The organism is Vibrio cincinnatiensis DSM 19608, from assembly GCF_900167345.1.
GTDB classification, from domain to species: Bacteria; Pseudomonadota; Gammaproteobacteria; order Enterobacterales; family Vibrionaceae; genus Vibrio; species Vibrio cincinnatiensis.
The window spans coordinates 212,748-236,404 of sequence record NZ_FUXB01000002.1; the positions used below are offsets into that span (position 1 = coordinate 212,748).

Consider the following 23,657-nt stretch of genomic DNA (forward strand, 5'->3'; position numbering starts at 1 on the left):
AAAAGATTAGACGACTGGACGCTGACCTCGAGCGATCAACTTAAGCAATACGGAGTCTGCGGCCTCCCCAGCAACACCCACCAATTTATCGGCCAGTTTTTTCTTTTGTACATAGCGAATCGAAAGCACGGTTTTATCTTTACAAGCCTTCACAATCAAATCATCTGACGTTGAAATCTCATCGACTAAACCTAAATTTTTTGCTTGAGTACCAAACCAGTGCTCCCCGGTCGCCACTTTCTCTAGCTCTAACGCAGGGCGGTGATCACGAATAAACTGTTTAAACAATTCATGCGTTTCTTCAAGCTCTTGTTTGAATTTATCTCGTGCTTTCTCGGTATTTTCACCGAACATGGTTAACGTCCGTTTATACTCACCCGCCGTCAATTGCTCAAACTCAATATCATTTTTCTTAAGCAATTTATGAAAATTAGGTAATTGCGCAATAACACCTATTGAACCTACAATCGCAAACGGCGCTGAAACAATTTTATCCGCAATACACGCCATCATATACCCGCCACTGGCTGCCACTTTATCTACAGCAATCGTCAAAGGTAATTCAGCCGCTTTCAAACGATCCAGCTGAGAAGAAGCCAACCCATAGCCATGCACCATACCGCCCCCCGTTTCTAAGCGAAGCAGAACCTCATCTCCTGCTTGGGCCACCGCTAAAATTGCCGTCACTTCTTCTCGTAGTGAAGCCACTTCTTTCGCATCAATACTGCCATGAAAGTCGAGCACAAACAGATGAGGGTCACGCTTTTCGATTAACTCTCCCCCTTTAATCGATTTTTTCAATGCTTTCTCACGCGACTTTTGCTGCTCTTTTTCACTTTTCTTCTCCGCTTTATGGCGGGCTTTTAAAAAGCTGTCATCATGCAGATAAGACTCTAACTGCTCAACGGTTTCTTTATGCTGATCGGTTAAGTTAGTGATAACCAACTCTCCCTTCACCGCGGCCTGCTTTCCTCCAACCGATTTCACAATGACTAACACCATGACGAGCGCAACCACAACGGTCACAATCTTGGCTAAAAATAAACCGTACTCTAATAAAAATTCCAATGTACTCATCCTCTTCAATGCGAATTGGTGTATTGTAACCATCTTGTCACGAAGACGAAAAGCAAATCATAACAATAAGGAAACGTAGCGTGGATTATTCTGTTTCTGTTGACACCTTAAAAAACAAAGTGATTTTAGTCACTGGTGCGGGAGATGGCATTGGCAAACAAGCCGCCCTCACCTATGCCGCTCACGGCGCAACAGTCATATTATTAGGCCGAACGGTGAAAAAACTTGAAAAGACTTATGATGAAATTGAAGCAGCAGGATACCCTCAAGCGGCGATTGTACCTTTAGATATGCTCGGTGCCACTAAGCAACACTACTTAGACATGGCCGAAACCATTGAAGGTCAATTTGGTCGATTAGATGGCGTACTGCACAGCGCTGGCCTACTCGGCGTACTTAGTCCATTTGACCAGATTGGTGAAGATACCTTTAATGAAGTGATGCAAGTGAATGTCAAAGCCCAATTTATGCTCACCCAAGCCATACTCCCTTTGTTAAAAAAGACTGAAAATGCACGCCTAGTTTTCACCAGCTCAACCGTGGGTCATAGTGGACGCGCTTTTTGGGGCACCTATGCAATCTCGAAATTTGCAACAGAAGGGATGATGCAAGTGCTTGCTGATGAATTATCGGAAACCACGATTCGGGTCAATGCCATCAATCCGGGTGCCACCCGAACCGGAATGCGGGCTAAAGCCTACCCGGCTGAAGATGTCAATCAGTTAAAAACGCCCGAAGAGATCATGCCTCTCTATCTGTATTTAATGGCACCAGAAAGCCAATCTGTACATGGCCAATGTATCGATGCTCAGCCTAAACACTAATACTGATAGGATAAAGATAATAAAAAAGCCTTGCTTTCCTGCAAGGCTTTTTTATTACGCTAAAGTGGCGCGTAACCTATCTTGAACGGCTTCCACCAGCAGATCGGGTTGAAATTTAGAAATAAATCGATCACAACCCACTTTTTGCACCATAGACTCGTTAAAACTGCCACTTAATGAAGTATTTAACGTGATATAAAGATCTGACATCCGAGGATCATTGCGCACTTCATACGTCAAACGGTAACCATCCATCTCTGGCATTTCAGCATCGGTGATTAACATTAATAGCTCTTTATTAATATCTTTACCTTCATCGCACCACGATTTAAGTAAATTCAATGCCTGCAAGCCATCCCAACATTCTATAATATTGAGTCCAAGCTGAGATAACGTTCCTTTTATCTGGCTTCTCGCTGTCGCAGAATCATCCACAATCAAAATATTTCGTCCGACCATTTCACTCAGTAGATCATGATCCAGCACTTCTTCAGAAATAGAGACGTCATAATCGATGATTTCAGCTAAGACTTTCTCAACATCAACCACTTCAACAATGTGATGTTGATCTTGCTCTTTAATATGAGTAATCGCGGTTAGGTAGTTGGAACGACCCACCGATTTAGGAGGCGGTTGAATTTCTGTCCATGCGGTATTAATAATATTACGTACCTGCCCCACCAAGAACCCCTGCACCGTACGGTTATACTCGGTAATGATCAGATTTTGTTCTTGATTCTCAAGACGAGAAGGTGGAAAACCGATCGCTTGGCGTAAATCAATCACAGGGACAGCTTCACCACGTAAAGAAGCTACACCAATAATATTTGGATGCGAACCTGGCATCTTTGTGGTCGGTGGTACTTTAATGACTTCACGAACTTTGAAAACATTAATAGCGAAGATTTGTCGACTATTCAAACTAAACAGCAACAGTTCTAGGCGGTTTTCTCCCACCAAATTGGTCCGTTGATCGACCGTGTTTAAGATACTCGACATACAAAATCCCACCAATAGAAAAGCATTATCGCTTTACAGTATATACCTAAACCGTCGTAAGGTATTTAGATACACACACAAATTTAAGTGACAAATGTAAACGCTCACAGAGAAAAAACGAAGCAAAAATTACCCTTCGACCACCTTCATCAGTAATAAACCATCGTACAACGCTTGTTTTATCAATGCAGCCCCCGGCATCGTGGCCTGTTTATAGAAACGCGATTCTAGCAATTGAAGGTCTTGATGATAAACCGGTAAACTTTGCTCCTCAATACAACGTTGGATAGCTGGGTATAGCACACTTTTCGCTTGGTTGATGACACCTCCGACCAAAACTTTCTCCGGATTAAATAAATTAATCACAATCGCAATCGCAGCCCCAAGATAACGGCCTAATTGTTCGATCACTTCAACAGCCAGTTGATCGCCTTCCGCCGCCGCTAAACAGATATCTTCAATGGTGATCTCAGGTTTCTCTGCTAGTGAGGTTTCCTCTCCTAAAGCAATGCGAATCGCCACTTGCTCTCGGATTGCTTGGGAACTGGCAACGGTTTCCAAGCAACCAATATTACCGCAATGACAACGTTTCCCTTGTGGATCAATCTGGATGTGGCCTAATTCGCCGATATTACCATGACGACCTTGTAATACCCGTCCATCGACAATAATTCCCGCCCCTAAACCATGATGGATGGAAATTAATACGGAATTATCCACATCTTGTGAGTGCCCGAATAACTTTTCTGCTAACGCCCAAGCCCGAGTATCGTTGGCAACAAAAACAGGAAGCCCCGTTGCTTTATAAATTTCCGGCCCGAGAGCCAGGTTTTCAACATTGTAATGTGGCATCTGTAGCACAATGCCCTGCTCTGAGTTAACCAGCCCAGGTAAAGTAATAGCAATACTGGTTACACGATCCAACTGAGCGGAATAGGTTTGAAAAAACTCTTCAATTTCAAATAATAGCCGAGCCAATACATCATCTTGATCCATTTCATGAATATCGATTTTGGTGTCAATCAACACCTCACCACCCAACTCATGCAAGGCAATTGTGAGGTAGCCTCGCCCAAGGCGCATGGATAAAAACTGCCAACCTTCATTATTGGTTTGCAATCCGACCGCAGGACGACCACGACTGATCGCTTCTTGCACTGTCGTTTCATGGATCAGATGAGCATCGATCAACTCACGAGTAATTTTCGTAATACTCGCGGGGGCTAACTGACTCTCTTTTGATAAATCGATACGAGAGATCGGACCTTTTTGATCAATGAGTTTATATACACGGCCAGCATTGACCTGTTTGATATGATCAATATGGCCTGGTTGAGCCATGTACATGGTGCACTCCAAAATTCAACAACCTGTCAATTTTTTTACTTTGCGAACTAATTGTGAAGCGCTTTGGTGAATAGCCGTGACAAGCATCACGCATATAGATAGAAGTTTGTGTTTTTAGTCAAAGAGTGCGCAATAAGATCCCATCAATATGACTAATAAAGATCTTTTTTTCCTAAAAAAATTAATAGGTTTTCTCTTTATTTTCTGTATGTAACACATCAAAGCCTCTTCATTCTAATGCTTGAGATTCAACTATACTTACTTCAATACCATACCGTTTACTGGAGATACTGATGAGTCCCGTCTTAAGAAAAACAAAAATTGTCGCCACATTAGGACCTTCTACGGATAAAGGAGAGGTATTAGAAACACTGATTCATTGTGGCGTGAATGTAGTACGAATGAATTTTTCACATGGAAATGCCGAAGATCATCGAACACGAGCGAATAAAGTCCGTGAAATTGCAAAAAAATTAGGAAAAAATGTAGCGATATTAGGCGATTTACAAGGTCCAAAAATACGGATCTCTACCTTTAAATACGGAAAAATTCTTTTAAATGAGGGTGATCTTTTTATTCTGGATGCTCAACTTGAACCCAACGAAGGCTCAGAAAGTGTGGTCGGCATTGATTATAAAACCCTACCAAATGATGTAAAAAGTGGCGATATACTGCTCCTTGATGATGGACGAGTTCAGCTGCAAGTTACGGAGGTTAAAGAAAGCCAAGTTTTTACTCGAGTACTGATTGGTGGCCCTTTATCAAACAATAAAGGAATCAATAAAAAAGGAGGCGGTCTCTCAGCCGAAGCTCTGACCGAAAAAGATAAACGAGATATTTTGCTGGCGGCTGAAATTGGCGTCGATTATTTAGCGGTCTCTTTTCCTCGTAATAGCCAAGATATGGATTATGCACGAAAACTGGCCCGAGAAGCGGGGCTACAGGCCCGTTTAGTCGCTAAAGTTGAGCGAGCGGAAACGGTCTCTTGTGATGAAAATATCGATGATATTATTCGCGCTTCTGATGTCATTATGGTTGCTCGAGGTGATCTCGGTGTTGAAATTGGCGATCCTGAACTCATCGCGGTTCAGAAGAAATTAATTTACCGAGCAAAAGCCTTAAATAGAGTGGTTATTACCGCGACACAAATGATGGAGTCGATGATAACCAACCCGATGCCAACTCGAGCCGAAGTCATGGATGTAGCAAATGCGGTCTTAGATGGCACAGATGCGGTGATGCTTTCAGGGGAAACCGCCGCAGGGAAATACCCAATAGAGACAGTCAAAGCCATGGCCGATGTTTGTATTGGGGCAGAAAAAATGATTGAAGCCAACCAGCAAAACTATCGAATCGATCGTGCGTTTCAAACAGAAGAGGAAGCCATCGCCATGGCTACCATCTATACCGCCAACCACCTTGAAGGTGTCGCAGCCATGGTCACGCTCACTGAATCAGGCCGAACGGCATTAATGACCTCTCGACTCAATTCTCTCTTGCCCATTTTTGCAATGTCGCGGAATGATAGTGCGCTAAATCGCTGTGCTTTATACCGTGGCGTCATCCCTTTTTCTTTTGATAGTAACCATACGGAAGGGATGATAGTGGCACAATCGGCATTACAGGCACTAAAAGAGCAAGGCCTTCTCGAATTTGGTGATTTAGTCATTATCACTCAAGGAGACATTATGGATGTCGAAGGTACGACCAATTGTATGCGTATCATTCCAGTGCTGTGATAAACATGCTGTCAATCAAAAAATAGGGAAGGTGTTGAGCAAACGGTTTGCCGTTGTTCAGCGTCTTCTTTTGCCGCTAAAAAAATCTCAATAAATTCATAGCCAGCCTGTAGTCCTAACTCATAGTCATGCAATAAATCATCATGACGGCTCAGCAATGAACTAGACTTCAGTGGTTTACTAGGCACGATTTGTACAATAAAGACATCGTCTGGCGGTGAATGTAAAAAATCACTGGTCAAAGCATAAGTCTGGTAGTGAACCATCAACATGTCTGCCAGCCCCGAATCAAACTTATTACCTAATAAGTGACTCAACCGATAAATATTATCCGCACCAAACAGCCAACGCCCACCATTTAAAACTTCTAGATGTGGATGATCTTGTTTCAACTGCTGGGACTTAACTATCTGCTGCTGAAGAAAGCCTTTCCAATCCTGTTTCCAATTCAATAGCGTATTTTGCCAATGGGTCTGAATGGAATTAAACGACTCTCTCAACCACGGAACTTGCCCCCCACTAGGGACATTTTTCAGTACATTTTGCTGACTCTCTTCATCCAGTGTTTCTGTCCTGATCACCGTGATAAAACGTGCCTCTTGTCGCCATGCCTCTTGCACCGGAATCGAAGCGGAAACACCACCATCAATATAATTCCGCCCCCCTAATGACACATTGTTCTTATATAACCCAGGAATGGCACACGTTGCTGTCAAAATTTCTCGCCAGTCATTCCCCAGCATGGGGAAATAAGCATCTTTTAAAGAAATGAGATCCGTCACTGCTGCGAAAGCTTTTCGGGTGCCAAGTGTTGAACGCCCCATGTCTAAATCTAAGCGATAGGGATAATGACAAATTTTGTCTAGCGCCCAATCTAAATTAAGCGGCTGTTTACGGCGAATATAACTAAACAGATGAAAGAATTGTGGATCGGTGGTCAATTCAAGAATAAAAGCTTTACCTAAGCCATGCTGACGGCAAAGATAAGCACACAAATTAAGCGCACCCGCAGACGTGCCATAGAATTCATGAAATGGATCAAAATTGGATAAGATAAAGGCATCTAAAACACCTGCGGTAAAGATCCCTCTTTGTCCTCCCCCTTGAGTAACTAACGTATTCTTGCCTGTAACAAATTTTGAGAGTCGATGAAGATCGACCCTCTTTTCTAGATCAGAAATGGTACCACTGTTCACCATAGGCGAACCCTTCTTGATGATTAATAAGCAATCGCAATGACTCCGTACCCAATTAAGATAACAAAGACGGTTGCTGTAATCACTAAAGCATACTTAAGATCGCGTTCCATAAACACCTCCTTTTTAGTCTATACCCAAATAACTTTCCACCGCGTAGAGGGACGATACCGAAATCCTCTTAAGATAACGTCAATAACAAAATTGAAACCCAAAAGGTGACGGATAGCTCTACCACAAAAAGTTATCATAGGATAACTAACTAATAACATTTGATTGATACTTATACAATCATTGTGGTTTTTATAGCGACAAATATGAAGTTGTTATCACACTAATCAAGAGATAACTCAGCCACTCTTTTTCTGAGGTGGGCAAAAATAAAGCCACCAAAGCAATATCATCGATAATAAAGCCAGTCTATTGGAGCCATTCTCTGATGCCTGTCTATTTTTTAGTCACATCTTCTATGAATCTATACAGTTTTATTCGTTAGCTATTATGCTCAGACCAGTTAATCCATTCATTAAGTTCGATAAATCACAAATATATAACTATATTTATCTCAATTATTCTTTTTTTAACCTATTCAAGAAGCATAAAGTGATGTTTACATTCTATTGCTATCTCCAACATATAACTGTAGTCTCTTAACCAATGCGAAGCTGATTATTTCAGACAACGCAAACACACATCGATATATTTAGAGTAATATTCTGAGTTCTTGGTACTCTGGAGAGAGATAAACCTAGGTTTAACTCAACAATGGAAGATGAAACAATAACTTAACAACTAGACCAGATTCAAATCTGGCTAATTGGCCAGGGATAGAAGGCCTGCTATACGTCCCAGATGCATTTAAGCTGAGGAACCGCTCGCTTCTATTCACTATCTGTCTTCTATGAATACACCAGTTTATTAGGAAGCTTCATACCTCAGGGAAGTGATAAGGAGTTAATGATGAAGCGAGAACAATGGGGGTCCCGAGCAGGGTTTATATTAGCTGCGGTCGGTTCGGCGATTGGATTAGGGAATATCTGGCGTTTCCCCTATATGGCCTATGAAAACGGAGGCGGTGCATTTTTCATCCCTTACTTATTTGCTATGTTAACGGCAGGGATCCCTTTTATGATCCTCGAATTTAGTATGGGACAAAAAAATCGCGGCTCAGCACCCACAACCTTAGCGAAGATTCATTCGAAATTTGAATGGCTTGGTTGGTTTCAAGTGGGTATCGCAGCGGTTATTGGCGTCTACTATGTGGCCGTCATTGGTTGGGCCATTTCTTATTTTGGTATGTCTTTCACACAAAGTTGGGGGGCTGACACCAATACGTTCTTCTTTAGTGAATACCTCAATCTTGGTGATAACTCTCCAACACAGCTTGGCTCTATTCAATGGAAGATAGCCCTTGCAATGGCCATCGCTTGGGCGATTACTTATGCAGCGATTGTTGGTGGCGTTAAATCAGGGATCGAACGTGCATCGAGAATTATGATGCCTATCCTATTTATTATGGTTCTACTGCTGATTGCTCGGATGATTTTCTTACCAGGCGCATTAGATGGTGTGAACTATATGTTCGAGCCCGATTTCAGTAAAATCTGGGATGTAAAAGTATGGGCTGCCGCTTATGGGCAAATCTTCTTTACCCTAAGTATTGGTTTTGCCATTATGCTGGCCTATTCAAGTTATCTTCCTGAAAAATCAGACATTACCAACAATGCGTTTATGACGGTACTGATTAACTGTGGGTTTTCTATCTTGGCTGGTATCATGATTTTCTCAGTATTGGGATACATGGCACAAGAGCAAGGAAAACCGCTAACAGAAGTGGTTTCTGCTGGGGTAGGATTAGCCTTCGTGACATTGCCTGCGGCCATTAATCTATTACCGATCCCTTATATTTTAGGCCCTCTGTTTTTCTTAGCACTGGTTGTCGCTGGCTTAAGCTCTCACATTTCTATTCTTGAAGCGGTAACCTCAGCGATTATTGACAAACTGGGCTGGAGCCGTAAAAAAGCGGCAAATATTGTCATTGGTTCAGGATTTGTGATTTCAATGGCTTTTGCAACCAATGGCGGCTTATTATTACTTGATTTAGTCGATCATTTTGCCAATAACGTGGGCATTATGACAAGCTGTCTCGTAGAGTTAATCTTAATGACATGGCTAATGAAAGTTTCGGATGCTCGTAAATACGTTAACTCTATTTCCGATTTTTCGGTGGGCATATGGTTTGATATCTGCCTACGTTTTGTTTCCCCTGTGGTTCTGGCAATTATCGTCGCCACCAAGCTCAGAGCACTATTCACGGAAGGCTATGGAGGTTACGACCTTACTCTAGGATGGGCAATGATCCTTCTCTTACTCGTTATTGGCGTCATGATTAACTTAATCAATCGTAAGGAAGCATACTAATGACAACAAGTGCAATTATCATGATGATCATCGGTCTAGGAATAACTTGGGGCGGTGCAATCATTTGTATTAAAAAAGCGATGGCAAAACAGGCATAATCGTCGTTTTTATCAAAAAAAGTCAGCCATTATCTTATGGCTGACTTTTTTAAAACCGATAGATTGCCCCCACTGCGCCGCCAAGTTGTAACTCCGTGCCAGAATACATATTTAATTCCGGATGTACTTGCCCATAAAGATTAAAATTGGCATTTACTGGCCAATCAATACCAAGCGGTACACGTACCCCAAAATCATCATCCCATTCAGCCCACACCCCAACGCCAACATACCAATCAAAGGGAATATCTGCCCGATCAAAGCTTCCTCGCTTTGCAAGATAATCAAATGCCGCACCATCATTTCCGACAATAAATCGATATTGATCATTGGCTTCTAGCACGACACTAAGTTGCTGATCCATCGCCATCCCGGCTTTAACATTGAGCTCCGATTGAGCATAAGCATAACCGGAAATACCGAGTATCAATGTAACTATCCCTACTTTCTTCATCAATTCTTATCCTATCTTACAATGGCTATGTACAGGCACATCATATTAGTCACACAAATATTGCACCTAGTAAAGAATACCAGCACTTTATCGAAAGACTTTAAAAACGATGTCAATACCGGGTAAAGGAAAGCCAAATCTCATGTAGGTTTTACATTGAGTAAAGCCCCTTCACCACCAAGCAAAGTGTTTACATTCCCTAAAAGAAGTGAAATGAACATAATAAAACTAGAGGTATATAAAAAGGAGGCCGAAGCCTCCTTATTTATAGGGGAAAGAAAAGTAAGAATTAACCGTGGTTACGGATCCATTCATCCATTTCTGTTTTTAGGTTATCAGACTTAGTACCAAAGATAGCTTGTACACCGCCAGAAACAACCACAACACCAGCTGCACCAAGTTGTTTTAGTTTCGCTTGATCAACCGCTTCTGTCTTAGCAACAGAAACGCGTAGACGAGTAATACATGCATCTAAGTTAGTGATATTTTCTTTACCGCCGAAAGCTGCCACTAATTCACCCGCTAATTCTGAGCCAGTAGACGCGCTTGCATCAGCAGATTCATCTTCACGACCCGGTGTTTTTAGATCTAAAGAACGAATGACAAAAGTAAACACAACATAGTAAAGCACTGCGTAGGCAATACCTAGGCCAACAAGCAGTAACATATTCTCAGCACGTGGTGATTGAACAACAAAGTCAATAAAACCGTTTGAGAATGTATGACCGTGTACCACACCTAGAGCGTTGGTTAGCACATAAGCTAGGCCAGCTAATACCGCGTGAACAGCATACAGTACAGGAGCAATGAATAGGAATGAGAACTCAATAGGTTCAGTAATCCCCGTTAAGAACGAAGTCAATGCCGCAGACGCCATGATACCCATGATTTTTGCACGGTTTTCTGGCTTCGCACAATGTGCAATAGCAAAAGCCGCAGCAGGAAGACCGAACATCTTAAATAGGTAACCACCAGCAAGTTGACCAAAACCATTACCAGCCGCACGAGACGCATCGTTTGCCGTCAGGAAGCACGTCATGATGCCGCGAGCAGGCTCACCTGAGTTAGTCACACATGAACCCGCTTCATAGAAGAAAGGTACGTTCCAAATGTGGTGTAAGCCAAATGGGATTAATGAACGTTCAACAATACCGTAAATACCGAATGCCGTTACTGGGTTCTGGTTCGCTGCCCAATCAGAGAAAGCAGCAATCGCATTACCAACAGGAGGCCAAATGAACGAAAGAACAAGACCTAAAGCAATAGAGAGGAAACCAGTGATGATAGGTACTGCACGTTTACCTGCAAAGAAGCCTAAATATTCTGGTAGTTGGATTTTATAGAAACGGTTAAATGACCAAGCCGCTACACCACCCGCTAAAATACCGCCAAGTACGCCGGTTTCAATACCATCGACGCCCATTACATCGGCCATCACTTTCAGTGTGGCGACCATAATACCATAGCCAACGATAGCAGAAAGACCCGATACCCCATCGTTATTGGTAAAACCTAATGCCACACCAACAGCAAATAGCAGAGCCATTTGGCCGAAAACTGAACCACCGGCTTGTTCCATTAGATGAGAAACCACCTCTGGCAACCAACTAAAGTTAGCTGCCCCCACACCAAGCAAAATACCTGCAACAGGTAAAACTGACACTGGAAGCATCAGAGCCTTACCTACTTTTTGCAGGTTAGCAAAAGCGTTTTTAAACATGTTTATGCTCCTGATTAAGTTATTAGAATTTTTTGGGTTCTAACGGCACACCCCCGTAGCCTAAATGTTAGCACCCAATGAAAATGTAACCACAAATGTATTATATTTTCCGCCTCTAAATATATCTTGATGCCCCTCAAACTTTCTAGTTAGTTAAGAAATTTAGTTTCAAAGTAATAGACAGATCACAAACCATTTCATGGTTTTAGCAGCAGACAACATAATATAACCACATGATTTATAATAAAAAAATATTACCTTCAATTAATTTCGATAAGTAAATAAAATAAATGTCATTGTTATTTTTAGTAACAAAATTACATTTTTCGCATTACTGCTTCAAAAAACAACAGATTCAGTAAACAAGTCTAAAAATAGAACAAAACATAAGAATTCACACACAAAAACCGATTTACACCGCTTTATTAGCCACTTTTTTGATTTCTATCGCAAAAAAAGATCTTGGAAATTTTTACTGGTTTTTTCAGCAACCTCATGTAGTGCAACTCCTTTCAACTGGGCGATATAAGCTGCCACCTCAACCACATAGGCGGGTTGATTCTCTTTTCCCCGATGCGGTACGGGCGCTAAATATGGAGAATCCGTTTCAATCAGCAGCCGATCAAGAGGTAACTGTTTAACCACTTCTTTCAGTTCCGTTGCTTGACGAAAGGTTACAATTCCAGAAATTGAGATATAAAAACCCAACTCCATAGCCGCTTCAGCAAAAGGGAGATCTTCAGTAAAACAGTGAATTACCCCACCACATCGCTCAGCACGCTCCTGCCTAAGTATAGACAAGGTATCTGATCGTGCATGCCGTGTGTGGATGATTAAAGGCTTATTAAGTTCTACCGCAACCTCAATATGCTGAGAAAATCTCAATTTCTGTAAATCTGCCGTTTCTGGCTGATAGTGGTAATCCAACCCGGTTTCCCCAATAGCCACCACTTTTGAATGATTAGCATAGCTACGAAAACGGTCGAGTTCAAAATCACTCAGTACATCAAGAGGATGAACGCCACAAGACGCATAGACTTGCTCATAGGGTTCAATCATTTCTAACATAGAAGGAAAAGAATCTAGGGTGACACCAACCGAGAGAAACTGCTTAACCTTTGCTTGCTCAGCTTTAGCAATCACATCATCGATGCTTTCATGGCACTCTTGATAATTGAGTTTATCGAGATGGCAGTGTGAATCTACAAACATGAATCCTCATTAAATTTTAATAGCCAATCGGTGATTAACAACTCAGCATTCAAGCCACTAAATAAACGTAGCTGTTCTATCAGCTTAACCAAGCTCTCTGCCTGTTGCTGTAAAAGTGCCAAAGAAATCGTAGTGGAAACGCTCTGACTGCCCGGTGTGAAATAAGAATCCATGATTCCAAAAGTGACTTTTTGGGCATCGGTTAGTAAAAACCAGATCCACTTTAAATACGTTAATGGTTTAGCACTAAGCCATTGACTACAAGCAAGTAAAGACGATAGATCGCCTTGTAAGGCTGATAAAAATAGCGTTTCAATCTCGAGGTAATGCTTAATATCACCAGACGCCATTGCCTCTTTCGTCACCAATGGGGAATGACTACAGATATGGGCAGCATAATCAGGGATGGGATCTCGACATTCCAATGCTAACCACTCATTTACCACTTGGGGTGTTGGCTCCGGAACTACAATCTTCTGACATCGGCTGACTATCGTAGAAAGCAACTGGTTTATGTTCACTGTCAATAAAACAAAAATACATTTTTCCGCAGGTTCTTCGAGCGTTTTTAATAATGCGTTTGCCGCTGATTCATTCATCGCTTCTGCAGGCTCAATGACAATTAGCCGAAATCCAGATAACTGAGAAGACTCCTGCGCTAAACGGTTTGCATAACGAATTTGATCAACGGTAATATTTTTTCCTGCTTTCTCTGGGCGAATAAGATGGTAATCAGGATGGCTTTCGGAGCGCATCAGTTCACACCCATGACAAAAGCCACAAGGTTCACTCGAGTCATGGGTGCACATTAAAGCTTGAGCAAATCGCTCAACCAGTTGAAAACTACCACATCCCTCAGGAGCAGAGATCAACGTTGCAGAGGCAAAACGAGCATGATCGAGCTGCGTTTTCCAGCCTATCCAAGCGGGCGTTAACCAAGGATAAAGTGAATTCATTACTGACCTTGACACGTTATTAGCCACTGATTGAGAGATCGTTGAATATCATGACTCACGGCTTCAAGTGGCTGCTGAGCATTAATAATAACTATCGACTCATCACTATTGGCTAATTCTAGATAGCGCGCTCTCGTGCGTTCAAAAAAGCTGATGTCCATTTTTTCAATCCGATCAAGCTCTCCTCGTCCACGAGCGCGCTCGAGTCCAACCTTAGGGTCGATATCTAAATATAGAGTAAAATCTGGGCCGAAGTCAGCTAAAGCAATCTGCTTAAGCTGAGACATCGTTTGATGATCAATTTGTCTTCCACCACCTTGGTATGCCTGAGAAGAGAGATCATGTCGGTCACCGACCACCCAGTGCCCACTTTCTAAAGCGGGTTTAATGACATTTTCAACTAATTGAACCCGCGCCGCATACATGAGCAAAACTTCGGTAATATCATGAAGCACTTCATTTGAATGATCTTCTTTCACTAAGGCACGCATCTTTTCGGCTAGCACCGTTCCTCCTGGTTCACGCGTTTGAGTGACCAGTGAAATACCGTGTTCATGCAATGTATTAATGACAACTTGAATAGCGGTACTTTTCCCCGCCCCTTCAAGCCCTTCTACTACGATAAATTTTGTTTTCATTGTTGGTTTCTAAGCTGTCTTAAATAGGCGCGTACTGCGCGATTGTGTTCAGTCAATGTCTTAGAAAAGACATGATCCCCCCGTCCACTTGCCACAAAATACAGATAATCACTTTGCTCTGGATTGATCGCAGCATAAATAGAGGCTTCACCCGCCATCGCAATAGGAGTTGGAGGTAAGCCATTGATAACATAAGTATTATATGGGGTTGCTTCCCGTAGATCGGCCTTACGAATACGCCCGTCATACCGTTCTCCCATCCCATAAATCACGGTAGGATCCGTTTGTAAACGCATACGCTTATTGAGCCGATTGATAAAAACTGAAGCGACGCGCTTTCTTTCTGAATCAATCGCCGTCTCTTTCTCAATAATTGAAGCCAAAATCAACACTTCATAAGGAGAAGCCAATGGTAAATCAGGTTGACGCTGATCCCACGCCTTAGTGAGTGTTTGTTGGAGTTTACGATGAGCACGTTTCAGAATGTCGACATCGAGTTCACCTTTGGTAAAATGATACGTTTCGGCAAGAAATAACCCTTCCAACTTCTGATTATCAACCCCTATTTTTTGAGCGATTTCAGACTCAGAAAGTGTATTGATGGTTTGGCGTAACTCTGGAGTACTGGCTAAAATTTCACGCCAATCATTAAAACGACTGCCTTCGACAAAAGTGATTGAAAACTGAAATTCTCGGCCGGAAATAAAAAGAGCGAGCGCTTTTTTCAATGACATCCCCGGAGTAAGTTGGTAAGTACCAGCTTTTACTTGTGTCAGTTCAGGATGTAAACGGCGAAGCAATTTTGTAGCGAAATGTTCTTGAATATAACCATTATTGACGAGTAAAGATAAAGTTCCATTTAAACTCGCTCCACTTTGAATAGTGATCAGTTGCGATTCATGGATAGATAAGTTTTGATCTAGATAATTATCCACCTGCTTGACTATATAGACGTAGCAGGAAAGCGTGAATAGTAACAGTATAAGTAGTATGGCCAATAACTTTTTAATCACGAATCAAATATCTCCTGAAAAAACCGCGCATAAGTACCAATAGTATAAGATTGAGAGGCAATATTGATGATAGGGGCCACTTCTAACAATGCGTTAGAAATAAACACTTCATCTGCCTGATAAAGCAGCTCAAGGGGAAAATTCCCGACATTTACCGTTAAACCCAACGTACTAGCCGATTGTAAAATAATACGCCGAGCAACACCTTCAACCCCTGCATTCTGTAAATTGGGAGTATATAAGGTATTGCCTTTTACCCAAAAGAGATTCGCCATTGTTGTTTCTACAACACAATCATGAAGATCAAGACAAACTCCATCAGGGTAGCCAACCCGATCCATTTCACCTTTGAGCAAAATTTGTTCTAAACGGTTATTGTGTTTATGTCCGGCAAGTAGTGGATTAATACCAAGCTTTTGGGTACACACTCCAAGCGACAAACCAGATATTCGCCATTGTCTATAGTGTTCAGGGTATTCAAAGGGATGAAGCGTCACATTCGCTTGAAGATGTTGAGTTGGACTATACCCTCGCCCACCGCAACCTCGACTCACATGCAGTTTCACTCCAGCTTTATCGTCTTGTGCAATGATATCCTTTAGCGCATCGTAGATCGGTTTCCAATCCGGAGGAATAATCCCTAGGTGTTCAAGGCAAGCCTCCATCCGTTCACGATGATAGTGCCAGTGTTGAATATGACCATATTTAGTAAGGATCGTTGTAAAACAACCATCACCATATTGAAAAGAACGATCAGCAATACTGACTGAATCCACGACCTGTCCATTATGCCAATACATATTCGATTCCCTGAAAAAAACAAACGGCCTAATGCTAAGCACTAAGCCGTTGAAACACAAGCCATGTTAATGACAGAATTAAATGCGTTTAAAAATCAGTGACCCGTTGGTGCCACCAAAACCAAACGAATTACAGATCGCATATTCCATATCAGATACGGTACGTGCGGTATGAGGTACTAAGTCTATCTCTAATCCTTCTTCTGGATTATCAAGGTTAATCGTCGGTGGAACGATCTGATCAACCAAAGACATAATAGTAATAATCGCTTCAACAGATCCCGCAGCCCCCAATAGGTGACCAGTCATAGATTTGGTTGAAGAAACGAGCACTTGCTTAGCCCCTTCTTCGCCCAATGCTCGCTTGATACCTTTGATTTCTGCAACATCACCAGCAGGAGTTGAGGTTCCATGGGCATTAACATAACCAATTTGTGTACCTGTAACTCCAGCATCACGCATAGCTGCTTCCATCGCCAAAGCGCCACCTGAACCGTCTTCGCTTGGAGAGGTCATGTGATAGGCATCGCCTGACATACCAAAACCAACCACTTCAGCATAAATCTTAGCGCCACGAGCTTTTGCTTGCTCATACTCTTCAAGTACGATCACACCAGCCCCGTCACCTAAAACAAAACCATCACGATCTTTGTCCCAAGGGCGTGAAGCCTTTTGGGGAGCATCGTTACGAGTTGATAACGCTTTTGCCGCACCGAAACCTGCCATACCAAGAGGCGTTGAGGCTTTCTCGGAACCACCGGCAACCATAGCATCCGCATCGCCATAAGCGATCATGCGCGCTGCATGGCCAATATTATGCAATCCAGTGGTGCAAGCCGTAGAAATGGCAATATTGGGACCACGTAAACCACGCATGATAGAAAGGTTACCCGCCACCATATTCACGATGGTTGATGGAACAAAAAATGGGCTGACTTTACGTGGGCCTTTCTCAATTAAAGCTTGATGACCCGATTCGATCAGGTCCAGACCACCGATACCAGAACCGATAGCCACACCGATGCGGTGAGCATTTTCTGGAGTGATTTCTAAACCTGAATCGTCTAATGCTTGAATACCCGTAGCAATACCATATTGGATGAAGAGATCCATTTTACGGGCATCTTTCTTAGACATGTACTCTTCGCAGTTAAAACCTTTAACTAAACCTGCGAAACGAGTTGAGAAATTTGTAGTATCAAAGTGCTCAATATTAACAATACCACTTTGACCAGCTAGCAGGGCTTTCCAAGAAGATTCTACTGTGTTGCCCACTGGTGACAACATACCCATGCCAGTGACAACGACACGACGCTTGGACACGATCTTATTCTCCGGAATTGAAAAATTCTATGAGAGGATATAGAAGAATGAGAAAAACTCAGGCGGCCAGAGGGCCGCCTGGGGAGAACATTACTGAGCGTTGCTGGTTACGTAATCGATCGCAGCTTGAACAGTAGTGATTTTCTCTGCTTCTTCATCAGGAATCTCAGTATCAAATTCCTCTTCTAGAGCCATAACTAGCTCAACAGTGTCTAGAGAATCTGCACCTAGATCTTCAACGAAAGAAGATTCATTTTTCACTTCTGCTTCGTCTACACCTAGCTGTTCAACGATGATTTTCTTTACGCGTTCTTCAATGTTGCTCATGTTTTCTTTTCCTTTACAGATTTCGCCTAATGCGATGATTCCGTAGTTTATTCGAACTAGTGAAAGTTGCAAGAGGGACCTTGCTGGTCAAACCACAAATTTGCCGATTTTAACCGAAATTCACACCATTATTGATATAAATCATGCACAAATGTTGCGCAGATTAAACCTAACTGTTACGAGAAGTCGGTATAAGCTTACATTATTCCCCCAACTTCACCAAACAATCGGTATTAAACCATGTACATCCCGCCATTGACATGCAATGTTTCACCGGTGATGTAACCCGCTTCAGATGACGCTAAAAATGCGACGGCTGATGCGATTTCCCGAGGATCGCCTAAACGACCAGTAGGAACTTGTGCTAGTGTAGCAGCACGTTGCTCATCATTCAGCGCTTTTGTCATATCCGTTTCAATAAAACCTGGCGCAACTGTGTTGACAGTCACACCGCGCGATGCAACCTCACGAGCCATTGACTTAGTAAAGCCAATAACACCCGCTTTTGCTGCCGCATAGTTTGTTTGCCCAGCATTGCCCATTGTACCAACTACCGAACCCACATTTATGATACGACCATGGCGTTTTTTCATCATGCCACGTAATACCGCTTTCGATAAGCGGAAAATTGAAGTGAGGTTGGTATCGAGAATATCCGTCCACTCTTCATCTTTCATTCGCATCAATAGATTATCACGGGTAATACCCGCATTATTCACTAAAATATCGATGCCACCAAACTGCTCAGTAATTGCTTTTAATACGGCTTCAATTGAACTGGTATCGGTGACATTTAAAGCAAACCCTTGACCATTATCACCTAAATATGCACTGATAGCTTCAGCGCCACTTTCACTGGTCGCCGTACCGATAACCGTCGCACCGCGAGCCACTAACGTTTCTGCAATCGCTTTGCCTATGCCACGACTTGCGCCCGTAACCAAAGCGACTTTACCCTCAAGACTCATAAATTCAGCCATGTTTTTTCCCTACTTTATTTTGCAGCATCCAATGATGCAAGATCATTCACGGCCGCTGCATCTAAGGTTTTTACAATGCGTTTTGTTAAACCAGTTAAGACTTTACCAGGACCAACTTCAAGCAGCTTATCAATTCCAGCATCACTCATTTTCTGTACAGCTTCAGTCCAACGTACTGGGCTATACAATTGGCGAACCAATGCATCTTTAATTTTTGCTGGATCCGTTTCTGCAATCACATCAACGTTATTGATCACTGGGATATTAGGTGTATTAAATTCAAGGCTAGCTAATGCCAGTGCCAGCTTCTCTGCCGCAGGTTTCATTAATGCACAATGAGAAGGTACAGAAACGGGCAGTGGCAGCGCTCGTTTAGCCCCCGCCTCTTTACATAACACACCCGCACGCTCTACCGCTTCTTTTTGACCTGCAATCACAACTTGACCCGGTGAGTTAAAGTTAACCGGAGAAACCACCTGACCTTGGGCAGCTTGCTGACAAGCATTCGCAATTGCTTCATCGTCTAAGCCGATAATCGCATACATAGCTCCTGTTCCAGCAGGGACGGCTTCCTGCATCAATTGACCGCGCAATTCAACCAGTTTAATCGCTTGTTGAAAATCAATAACGCCCGCGCAAACCAAAGCCGAATATTCACCAAGACTGTGCCCCGCAAGAAATTCTGGTTGCTCCAAATCCAACGACTGCCAAACTCGCCAAATAGCCACAGAAGCCGCCAATAGCGCCGGTTGAGTGCGAAAAGTTTGGTTGAGATCTTCCACTGGACCATTTTGGACCAGGGCCCACAAATCATATCCGAGTACTTCAGAAGCTTGGGCAAAGGTTTGTGTAACGACATCATACTGTTGTCCAAGTTCAGCAAGCATACCAACGGCTTGTGAACCTTGGCCGGGAAATACGATAGCAAACTTGCTCATATTTTATTCCTTAACCTTAATAATGAGTAAGGAGTCGTTAAAACTCCTTAAAACCAAATCAATCACTGAGTGAGGCTCAAAAACGTACTAACGCTGAACCCCAAGTAAAGCCACCACCAAATGCTTCAAGCAATAATAGGTGGCCTCGCTGAATTCGTCCGTCACGAACCGCTTCATCTAACGCGGTTGGAACCGTTGCCGCTGAAGTATTACCGTGGCGATCTAAGGTGATGACCACCTGATCAAGAGACATAGACAATTTTTTTGCTGTCGCTGAAATAATGCGATAATTGGCTTGATGTGGGACAAGCCAATCCAGCTGCGATTTATGCATGTTATTGGCTGCTAAGGTATCTTTAACCAACTTTGACAGTTGTGTAACCGCGACTTTGAAGACTTCATTACCCGCCATATACAACCATTTATCGGTATTACCACCACGTTCTGGCACTTCAAGGCTCAATAAATCACCAAATTCTCCATCGGCATTGATATGAGTCGATAAAATACCAGGCTCTTCACTGGCTCCAATCACAACCGCCCCAGCAGCATCACCGAATAAAATGATGGTTGAACGATCGGTCGGATCACACGTTTTTGATAATGCATCTGCACCAATCACAAGCACATGCTTGCACATACCCGATTTAATATGTTGATCGGCAACCGATAAACCATACATAAAACCAGAACATGCGGCCGCTAAATCGAATGCAGGACAACCTTTAATGCCAAGTTTAGCTTGAACCTGACAAGCAGAAGAAGGAAAGGTATGGCTGCCACTGGTTGTCGCAACAATAATGAGATCAATCTCATTTTTATCAATTCCCGCCATTTCTATGGCATTTTCGGCGGCATAAAAAGCCATATCTGCCACCGTTTCGTTCTCAGCAGCAATGCGGCGCTCACGAATACCCGTGCGAGTCACAATCCACTCATCACTGGTTTCTACCATTTTCTCTAGATCTGCGTTAGTACGCACCTGAGCTGGCAGGTAGCTGCCTGTTCCTAAAATTTTGCTATACATGAAGACTAATAATGCCTCTCGAGTAAAACCGCTTCCAAACGATCGCTGATGCGGCTAGGGACCTGTCGTTTCACCTCATGAACCGCTTCACCTATCGCGTTGACGACTGCGGATACATCAGCACTTCCGTGACTTTTGATCACGATGCCGCGCAATCCTAACAAACTTGCGCCGTTATACTGGTCGGGGTTCAAGGTTTTTAATTCATTAAATAGATCAGAAAATAATTTTCTTGCTATCCAACCCTTTATGGATGAGGCTAAAAATCGAGCCTTTAGCTTATCAATAAAGAGTTGTGCTGTTCCTTCACACGTTTTTAAGCAGACATTCCCCACAAATCCATCGCATACAACGACATCCGCCGCATCCATCAATAACTGATTCCCTTCAATATAGCCAATGAAATTCACAGCCTGTGTCTGCTTTAACATTTGTGCGCATTGTTTGACAAGATCATTACCTTTTATTTCCTCGACTCCGATATTTAAAATGCCAACCCGGGGAGGATGAGGCAAATGCTGCTCAGCTAGGGCTGCCCCCATGACGGCAAATTGAAAGAGAGAATCGGCATCACTAGAGACATTAGCCCCAAGATCTAATAACCATGTTTTTTTACCAGAAGCGGTGGGTAAAGCAGAAACAAGCGCTGGTCTATCGATACCCGGTAAAAGCTTAAGACGAAAACGAGATAACGCCATCAAAGCTCCTGTATTGCCACCACTAACACAAGCATCCGCATGACGTTGAGCCACTAAATCAATCGCTCGCCCCATCGAACTGTCTTGGTTATTACGTAATGCCAATGAGGGTTTCTCTGAGTTAGAGATAATTCGGTCACTATGCACCACACTCAAACGAGCGTTTGGTTCGTAACCGAGTAAAGATAAGTGTTGGCTGATCAGCATTCGATCACCAACGAGAATCACTTTTAGCTCTGGGAAATGCGACAGTGCCTGCACGGCGGCAGGCACTGTAACGCGAGGACCGAAATCCCCGCCCATTGCATCAAGTGCAACGGTTAAATTTTGCAAAGGTCAACCTTACTTGTTGATAACCTTTTTGCCACGGTAGTAACCGTCAGCAGTCACATTGTGACGTAGGTGAGTTTCACCTGAAGTCGCGTCTACAGAAAGAGCAGCTGTAGTTAGCGCATCATGTGAACGACGCATGCCACGCTTAGAACGTGTTTTACGGTTTTGTTGTACGGCCATGGACCCTACTCCTATGTTAATGCTTAAAGATTTACTTCTTTAAACTTTTTAAAACATCGAATGGATTCGGCTTGTCTTCCAACACTTCTTCTGGAAGTTCACCAAACACCAAATTGTCTGAATTAACGCGACAATCCGCTTCATCATGCATCGCAACTTGGGGTAAGTTTAAGATGAACTCGTCTTCAACTAACTGAATGAGGTCTACCTCACCGTACTCATTAAGATCTACCAAATCGTATTCGTCCGGGGCATCTTGTTCACTTTTCTCACTATAATAGGGAGTATAAGTAAACTCGACTTCGCACTCATGTGCGAATAACTCATTACAGCGTTGACACTCTAAATCAACTTCGATGTTAGCTTTACCAGAGATAACAACCAGTTGCTGTTCATCCATCCCAAATGACAATGAGATGTGAGCGTCGCGTTTTACGCCTGCGACTGACTCTTCTAAGCGCTTTAAAAGACTCTGTTGGATGATACCATCGTAATCAAGTCGTTTTTGAGCGGCTTTAGCCGGGTCAACCGTTCGCGGTATTTTTACCTTTTGCATAGGGCGCGAATATTATCTTCCAAAATAGTTTTAGTCAAAGGAAAAGGCAAAAAAGTTGCTTTTCCCACTCTTATTTATCGTTATTGTACGGCAATGCAATACCTTAATGGGTAGGACTCACCGCCTCACTCTTGAAACAAGTGTGCTCTGCTTGAGATAGTACGAGAAAATCCGATATGCTACCCACAAAGCCGCGACAATTGTAAATTAAAATGCAGAATTACCAACTAGTTTTAGCGTCAACCTCACCGTATCGTCAGCAATTGCTGGAAAAACTCGCTATCCCGTTTATCACCACACAACCCAATTGTGATGAAACCCCATTGAACAATGAGGAGCCAGAACAATTAGTTACTCGCTTAGCGACTAATAAAGCTCTCTCCTGTTCGCTTGACAAACCCAGCTTGGTGATAGGATCCGATCAAGTTTGCGTTATTGATGGAAAAATCGTGGGAAAACCCCACCATCGAGAACAGGCCATTGAGCAATTACTCAACCAGAGTGGACGAGCCATCACTTTTTATACTGGGCTTGCGCTATACAACTCACTCACCCGAAATACTCAGGTTATCGTCGACACCTATACTGTTCATTTTCGTAGGCTAACCCATGAAGTAGCTGCACGTTATGTCGATAAAGAGCAACCCTTTTACTGCGCTGGGAGTTTTAAATGTGAAGGGCTCGGTATCGCCCTCTTTGAACGACTAGAAGGGGATGACCCCAATACTTTAATCGGTTTACCCTTAATAAAATTGGTCACATTACTCGAAAACGAAGGTGTATCTGTTCTATAGCACAAAA

At 42.8% G+C, this 23,657-nt stretch carries 25 protein-coding genes; 5 read left to right on the top strand and 20 right to left on the bottom strand.

The features are described 5' to 3' along the window. Positions 1-6 precede the first annotated feature (6 nt). On the bottom strand, positions 7-1,068 hold the full coding sequence (gene sohB / locus B5D54_RS02525; protein ID WP_115174054.1) for a protease SohB: 1,062 nt from the start codon (positions 1,066-1,068) through the stop codon (positions 7-9). Positions 1,069-1,157: 89 nt separating this feature from the next. Here sohB and B5D54_RS02530 point away from each other — a divergent pair, with 89 nt between their 5' ends. Further along, positions 1,158-1,901: a YciK family oxidoreductase gene (locus B5D54_RS02530; protein WP_078924915.1), complete on the top strand. Its 744-nt coding sequence runs from the start codon at positions 1,158-1,160 to the stop codon at positions 1,899-1,901. Positions 1,902-1,955: 54 nt separating this feature from the next. Here the strand turns inward: B5D54_RS02530 and B5D54_RS02535 are convergent, their stop codons facing one another. Both B5D54_RS02535 and mlc read right to left on the bottom strand, forming a co-directional pair. Next, on the bottom strand, positions 1,956-2,900 hold the full coding sequence (locus tag B5D54_RS02535) for a chemotaxis protein CheV (RefSeq protein WP_078924916.1): 945 nt from the start codon (positions 2,898-2,900) through the stop codon (positions 1,956-1,958). 129 nt (positions 2,901-3,029) lie between these two features. Next, positions 3,030-4,247 carry a sugar metabolism global transcriptional regulator Mlc gene (gene mlc, locus B5D54_RS02540; RefSeq protein ID WP_078924917.1) on the bottom strand — a complete coding sequence of 406 codons (1,218 nt, stop codon included), beginning with the start codon at positions 4,245-4,247 and terminating at the stop codon, positions 3,030-3,032. Between the two features lie 293 nt (positions 4,248-4,540). Between mlc and pyk the strand changes: the two genes are divergently transcribed. Next, positions 4,541-5,986, top strand: a complete 1,446-nt coding sequence (gene pyk / locus B5D54_RS02545; protein WP_078924918.1) for a pyruvate kinase — start codon at positions 4,541-4,543, stop codon at positions 5,984-5,986. 11 nt (positions 5,987-5,997) lie between these two features. Here pyk and B5D54_RS02550 read toward each other — a convergent pair whose 3' ends face one another. Both B5D54_RS02550 and cydH read right to left on the bottom strand, forming a co-directional pair. Beyond that, complete coding sequence (locus B5D54_RS02550; protein WP_078924919.1) at positions 5,998-7,185, bottom strand: patatin-like phospholipase family protein; 1,188 nt, start codon at positions 7,183-7,185, stop codon at positions 5,998-6,000. 20 nt (positions 7,186-7,205) lie between these two features. Continuing rightward, positions 7,206-7,295: a cytochrome bd-I oxidase subunit CydH gene (gene cydH / locus B5D54_RS16860; protein WP_115173980.1), complete on the bottom strand. Its 90-nt coding sequence runs from the start codon at positions 7,293-7,295 to the stop codon at positions 7,206-7,208. Between the two features lie 847 nt (positions 7,296-8,142). Here cydH and B5D54_RS02555 point away from each other — a divergent pair. Further along, complete coding sequence (locus B5D54_RS02555; RefSeq protein ID WP_078924920.1) at positions 8,143-9,603, top strand: sodium-dependent transporter; 1,461 nt, start codon at positions 8,143-8,145, stop codon at positions 9,601-9,603. Next, on the top strand, positions 9,603-9,701 hold the full coding sequence (locus B5D54_RS16865) for a MetS family NSS transporter small subunit (protein WP_115173979.1): 99 nt from the start codon (positions 9,603-9,605) through the stop codon (positions 9,699-9,701). Before B5D54_RS02555 ends, B5D54_RS16865 begins: the two co-directional genes overlap by 1 nt. A gap of 49 nt (positions 9,702-9,750) precedes the next feature. Here B5D54_RS16865 and B5D54_RS02560 read toward each other — a convergent pair whose 3' ends face one another. The 15 genes from B5D54_RS02560 to yceD all read right to left on the bottom strand — a co-directional run bounded on the left by B5D54_RS02560 (position 9,751) and on the right by yceD (position 22,856). After that, positions 9,751-10,155 (bottom strand): hypothetical protein, encoded by a 405-nt coding sequence (locus B5D54_RS02560; RefSeq protein WP_078924921.1) that lies wholly within the window; start codon positions 10,153-10,155, stop codon positions 9,751-9,753. Positions 10,156-10,444: 289 nt separating this feature from the next. Then, complete coding sequence (gene ptsG, locus B5D54_RS02565; RefSeq protein ID WP_078924922.1) at positions 10,445-11,875, bottom strand: PTS glucose transporter subunit IIBC; 1,431 nt, start codon at positions 11,873-11,875, stop codon at positions 10,445-10,447. A gap of 444 nt (positions 11,876-12,319) precedes the next feature. Further along, the gene (locus tag B5D54_RS02570) at positions 12,320-13,087 is read right to left on the bottom strand and encodes a TatD family hydrolase (RefSeq protein ID WP_078924923.1); all 768 of its coding nucleotides are present in this window, start codon (positions 13,085-13,087) and stop codon (positions 12,320-12,322) included. Next, the gene (gene holB / locus B5D54_RS02575; protein WP_078924924.1) at positions 13,078-14,043 is read right to left on the bottom strand and encodes a DNA polymerase III subunit delta'; all 966 of its coding nucleotides are present in this window, start codon (positions 14,041-14,043) and stop codon (positions 13,078-13,080) included. Before holB ends, B5D54_RS02570 begins: the two co-directional genes overlap by 10 nt. Beyond that, entirely contained in the window at positions 14,043-14,681 is a 639-nt protein-coding gene (tmk, locus tag B5D54_RS02580) for a dTMP kinase (protein ID WP_078924925.1), read from the bottom strand. The genes holB and tmk overlap by 1 nt, the downstream gene beginning before the upstream one ends. After that, entirely contained in the window at positions 14,678-15,694 is a 1,017-nt protein-coding gene (gene mltG / locus B5D54_RS02585) for an endolytic transglycosylase MltG (RefSeq protein ID WP_078924926.1), read from the bottom strand. Before mltG ends, tmk begins: the two co-directional genes overlap by 4 nt. Further along, positions 15,691-16,494: an aminodeoxychorismate lyase gene (gene pabC / locus B5D54_RS02590; protein ID WP_078924927.1), complete on the bottom strand. Its 804-nt coding sequence runs from the start codon at positions 16,492-16,494 to the stop codon at positions 15,691-15,693. The genes mltG and pabC overlap by 4 nt, the downstream gene beginning before the upstream one ends. 78 nt (positions 16,495-16,572) lie before the next feature. Next, positions 16,573-17,817, bottom strand: a complete 1,245-nt coding sequence (gene fabF, locus B5D54_RS02595) for a beta-ketoacyl-ACP synthase II (protein ID WP_078924928.1) — start codon at positions 17,815-17,817, stop codon at positions 16,573-16,575. A 90-nt stretch (positions 17,818-17,907) separates the two neighbouring features. Then, on the bottom strand, positions 17,908-18,144 hold the full coding sequence (acpP, locus tag B5D54_RS02600) for an acyl carrier protein (protein WP_000065130.1): 237 nt from the start codon (positions 18,142-18,144) through the stop codon (positions 17,908-17,910). A gap of 233 nt (positions 18,145-18,377) precedes the next feature. Beyond that, entirely contained in the window at positions 18,378-19,112 is a 735-nt protein-coding gene (gene fabG / locus B5D54_RS02605) for a 3-oxoacyl-ACP reductase FabG (protein ID WP_078924988.1), read from the bottom strand. A gap of 26 nt (positions 19,113-19,138) precedes the next feature. Next, a complete protein-coding gene (gene fabD, locus B5D54_RS02610) occupies positions 19,139-20,062 on the bottom strand; it encodes an ACP S-malonyltransferase (protein ID WP_078924929.1) in 924 nt (307 codons plus the stop codon). A gap of 76 nt (positions 20,063-20,138) precedes the next feature. Next, complete coding sequence (locus tag B5D54_RS02615; protein WP_078924930.1) at positions 20,139-21,089, bottom strand: beta-ketoacyl-ACP synthase III; 951 nt, start codon at positions 21,087-21,089, stop codon at positions 20,139-20,141. A 5-nt stretch (positions 21,090-21,094) separates the two neighbouring features. Beyond that, positions 21,095-22,120 carry a phosphate acyltransferase PlsX gene (gene plsX / locus B5D54_RS02620; protein WP_078924931.1) on the bottom strand — a complete coding sequence of 342 codons (1,026 nt, stop codon included), beginning with the start codon at positions 22,118-22,120 and terminating at the stop codon, positions 21,095-21,097. Between the two features lie 9 nt (positions 22,121-22,129). Further along, positions 22,130-22,300: a 50S ribosomal protein L32 gene (gene rpmF / locus B5D54_RS02625; protein ID WP_021019534.1), complete on the bottom strand. Its 171-nt coding sequence runs from the start codon at positions 22,298-22,300 to the stop codon at positions 22,130-22,132. Between the two features lie 31 nt (positions 22,301-22,331). After that, entirely contained in the window at positions 22,332-22,856 is a 525-nt protein-coding gene (gene yceD, locus B5D54_RS02630) for a 23S rRNA accumulation protein YceD (RefSeq protein ID WP_078924932.1), read from the bottom strand. 212 nt (positions 22,857-23,068) lie between these two features. Here yceD and B5D54_RS02635 point away from each other — a divergent pair, with 212 nt between their 5' ends. Beyond that, complete coding sequence (locus tag B5D54_RS02635) at positions 23,069-23,650, top strand: Maf family protein (protein ID WP_078924933.1); 582 nt, start codon at positions 23,069-23,071, stop codon at positions 23,648-23,650. The last annotated feature ends 7 nt before the right edge of the window (positions 23,651-23,657 follow it).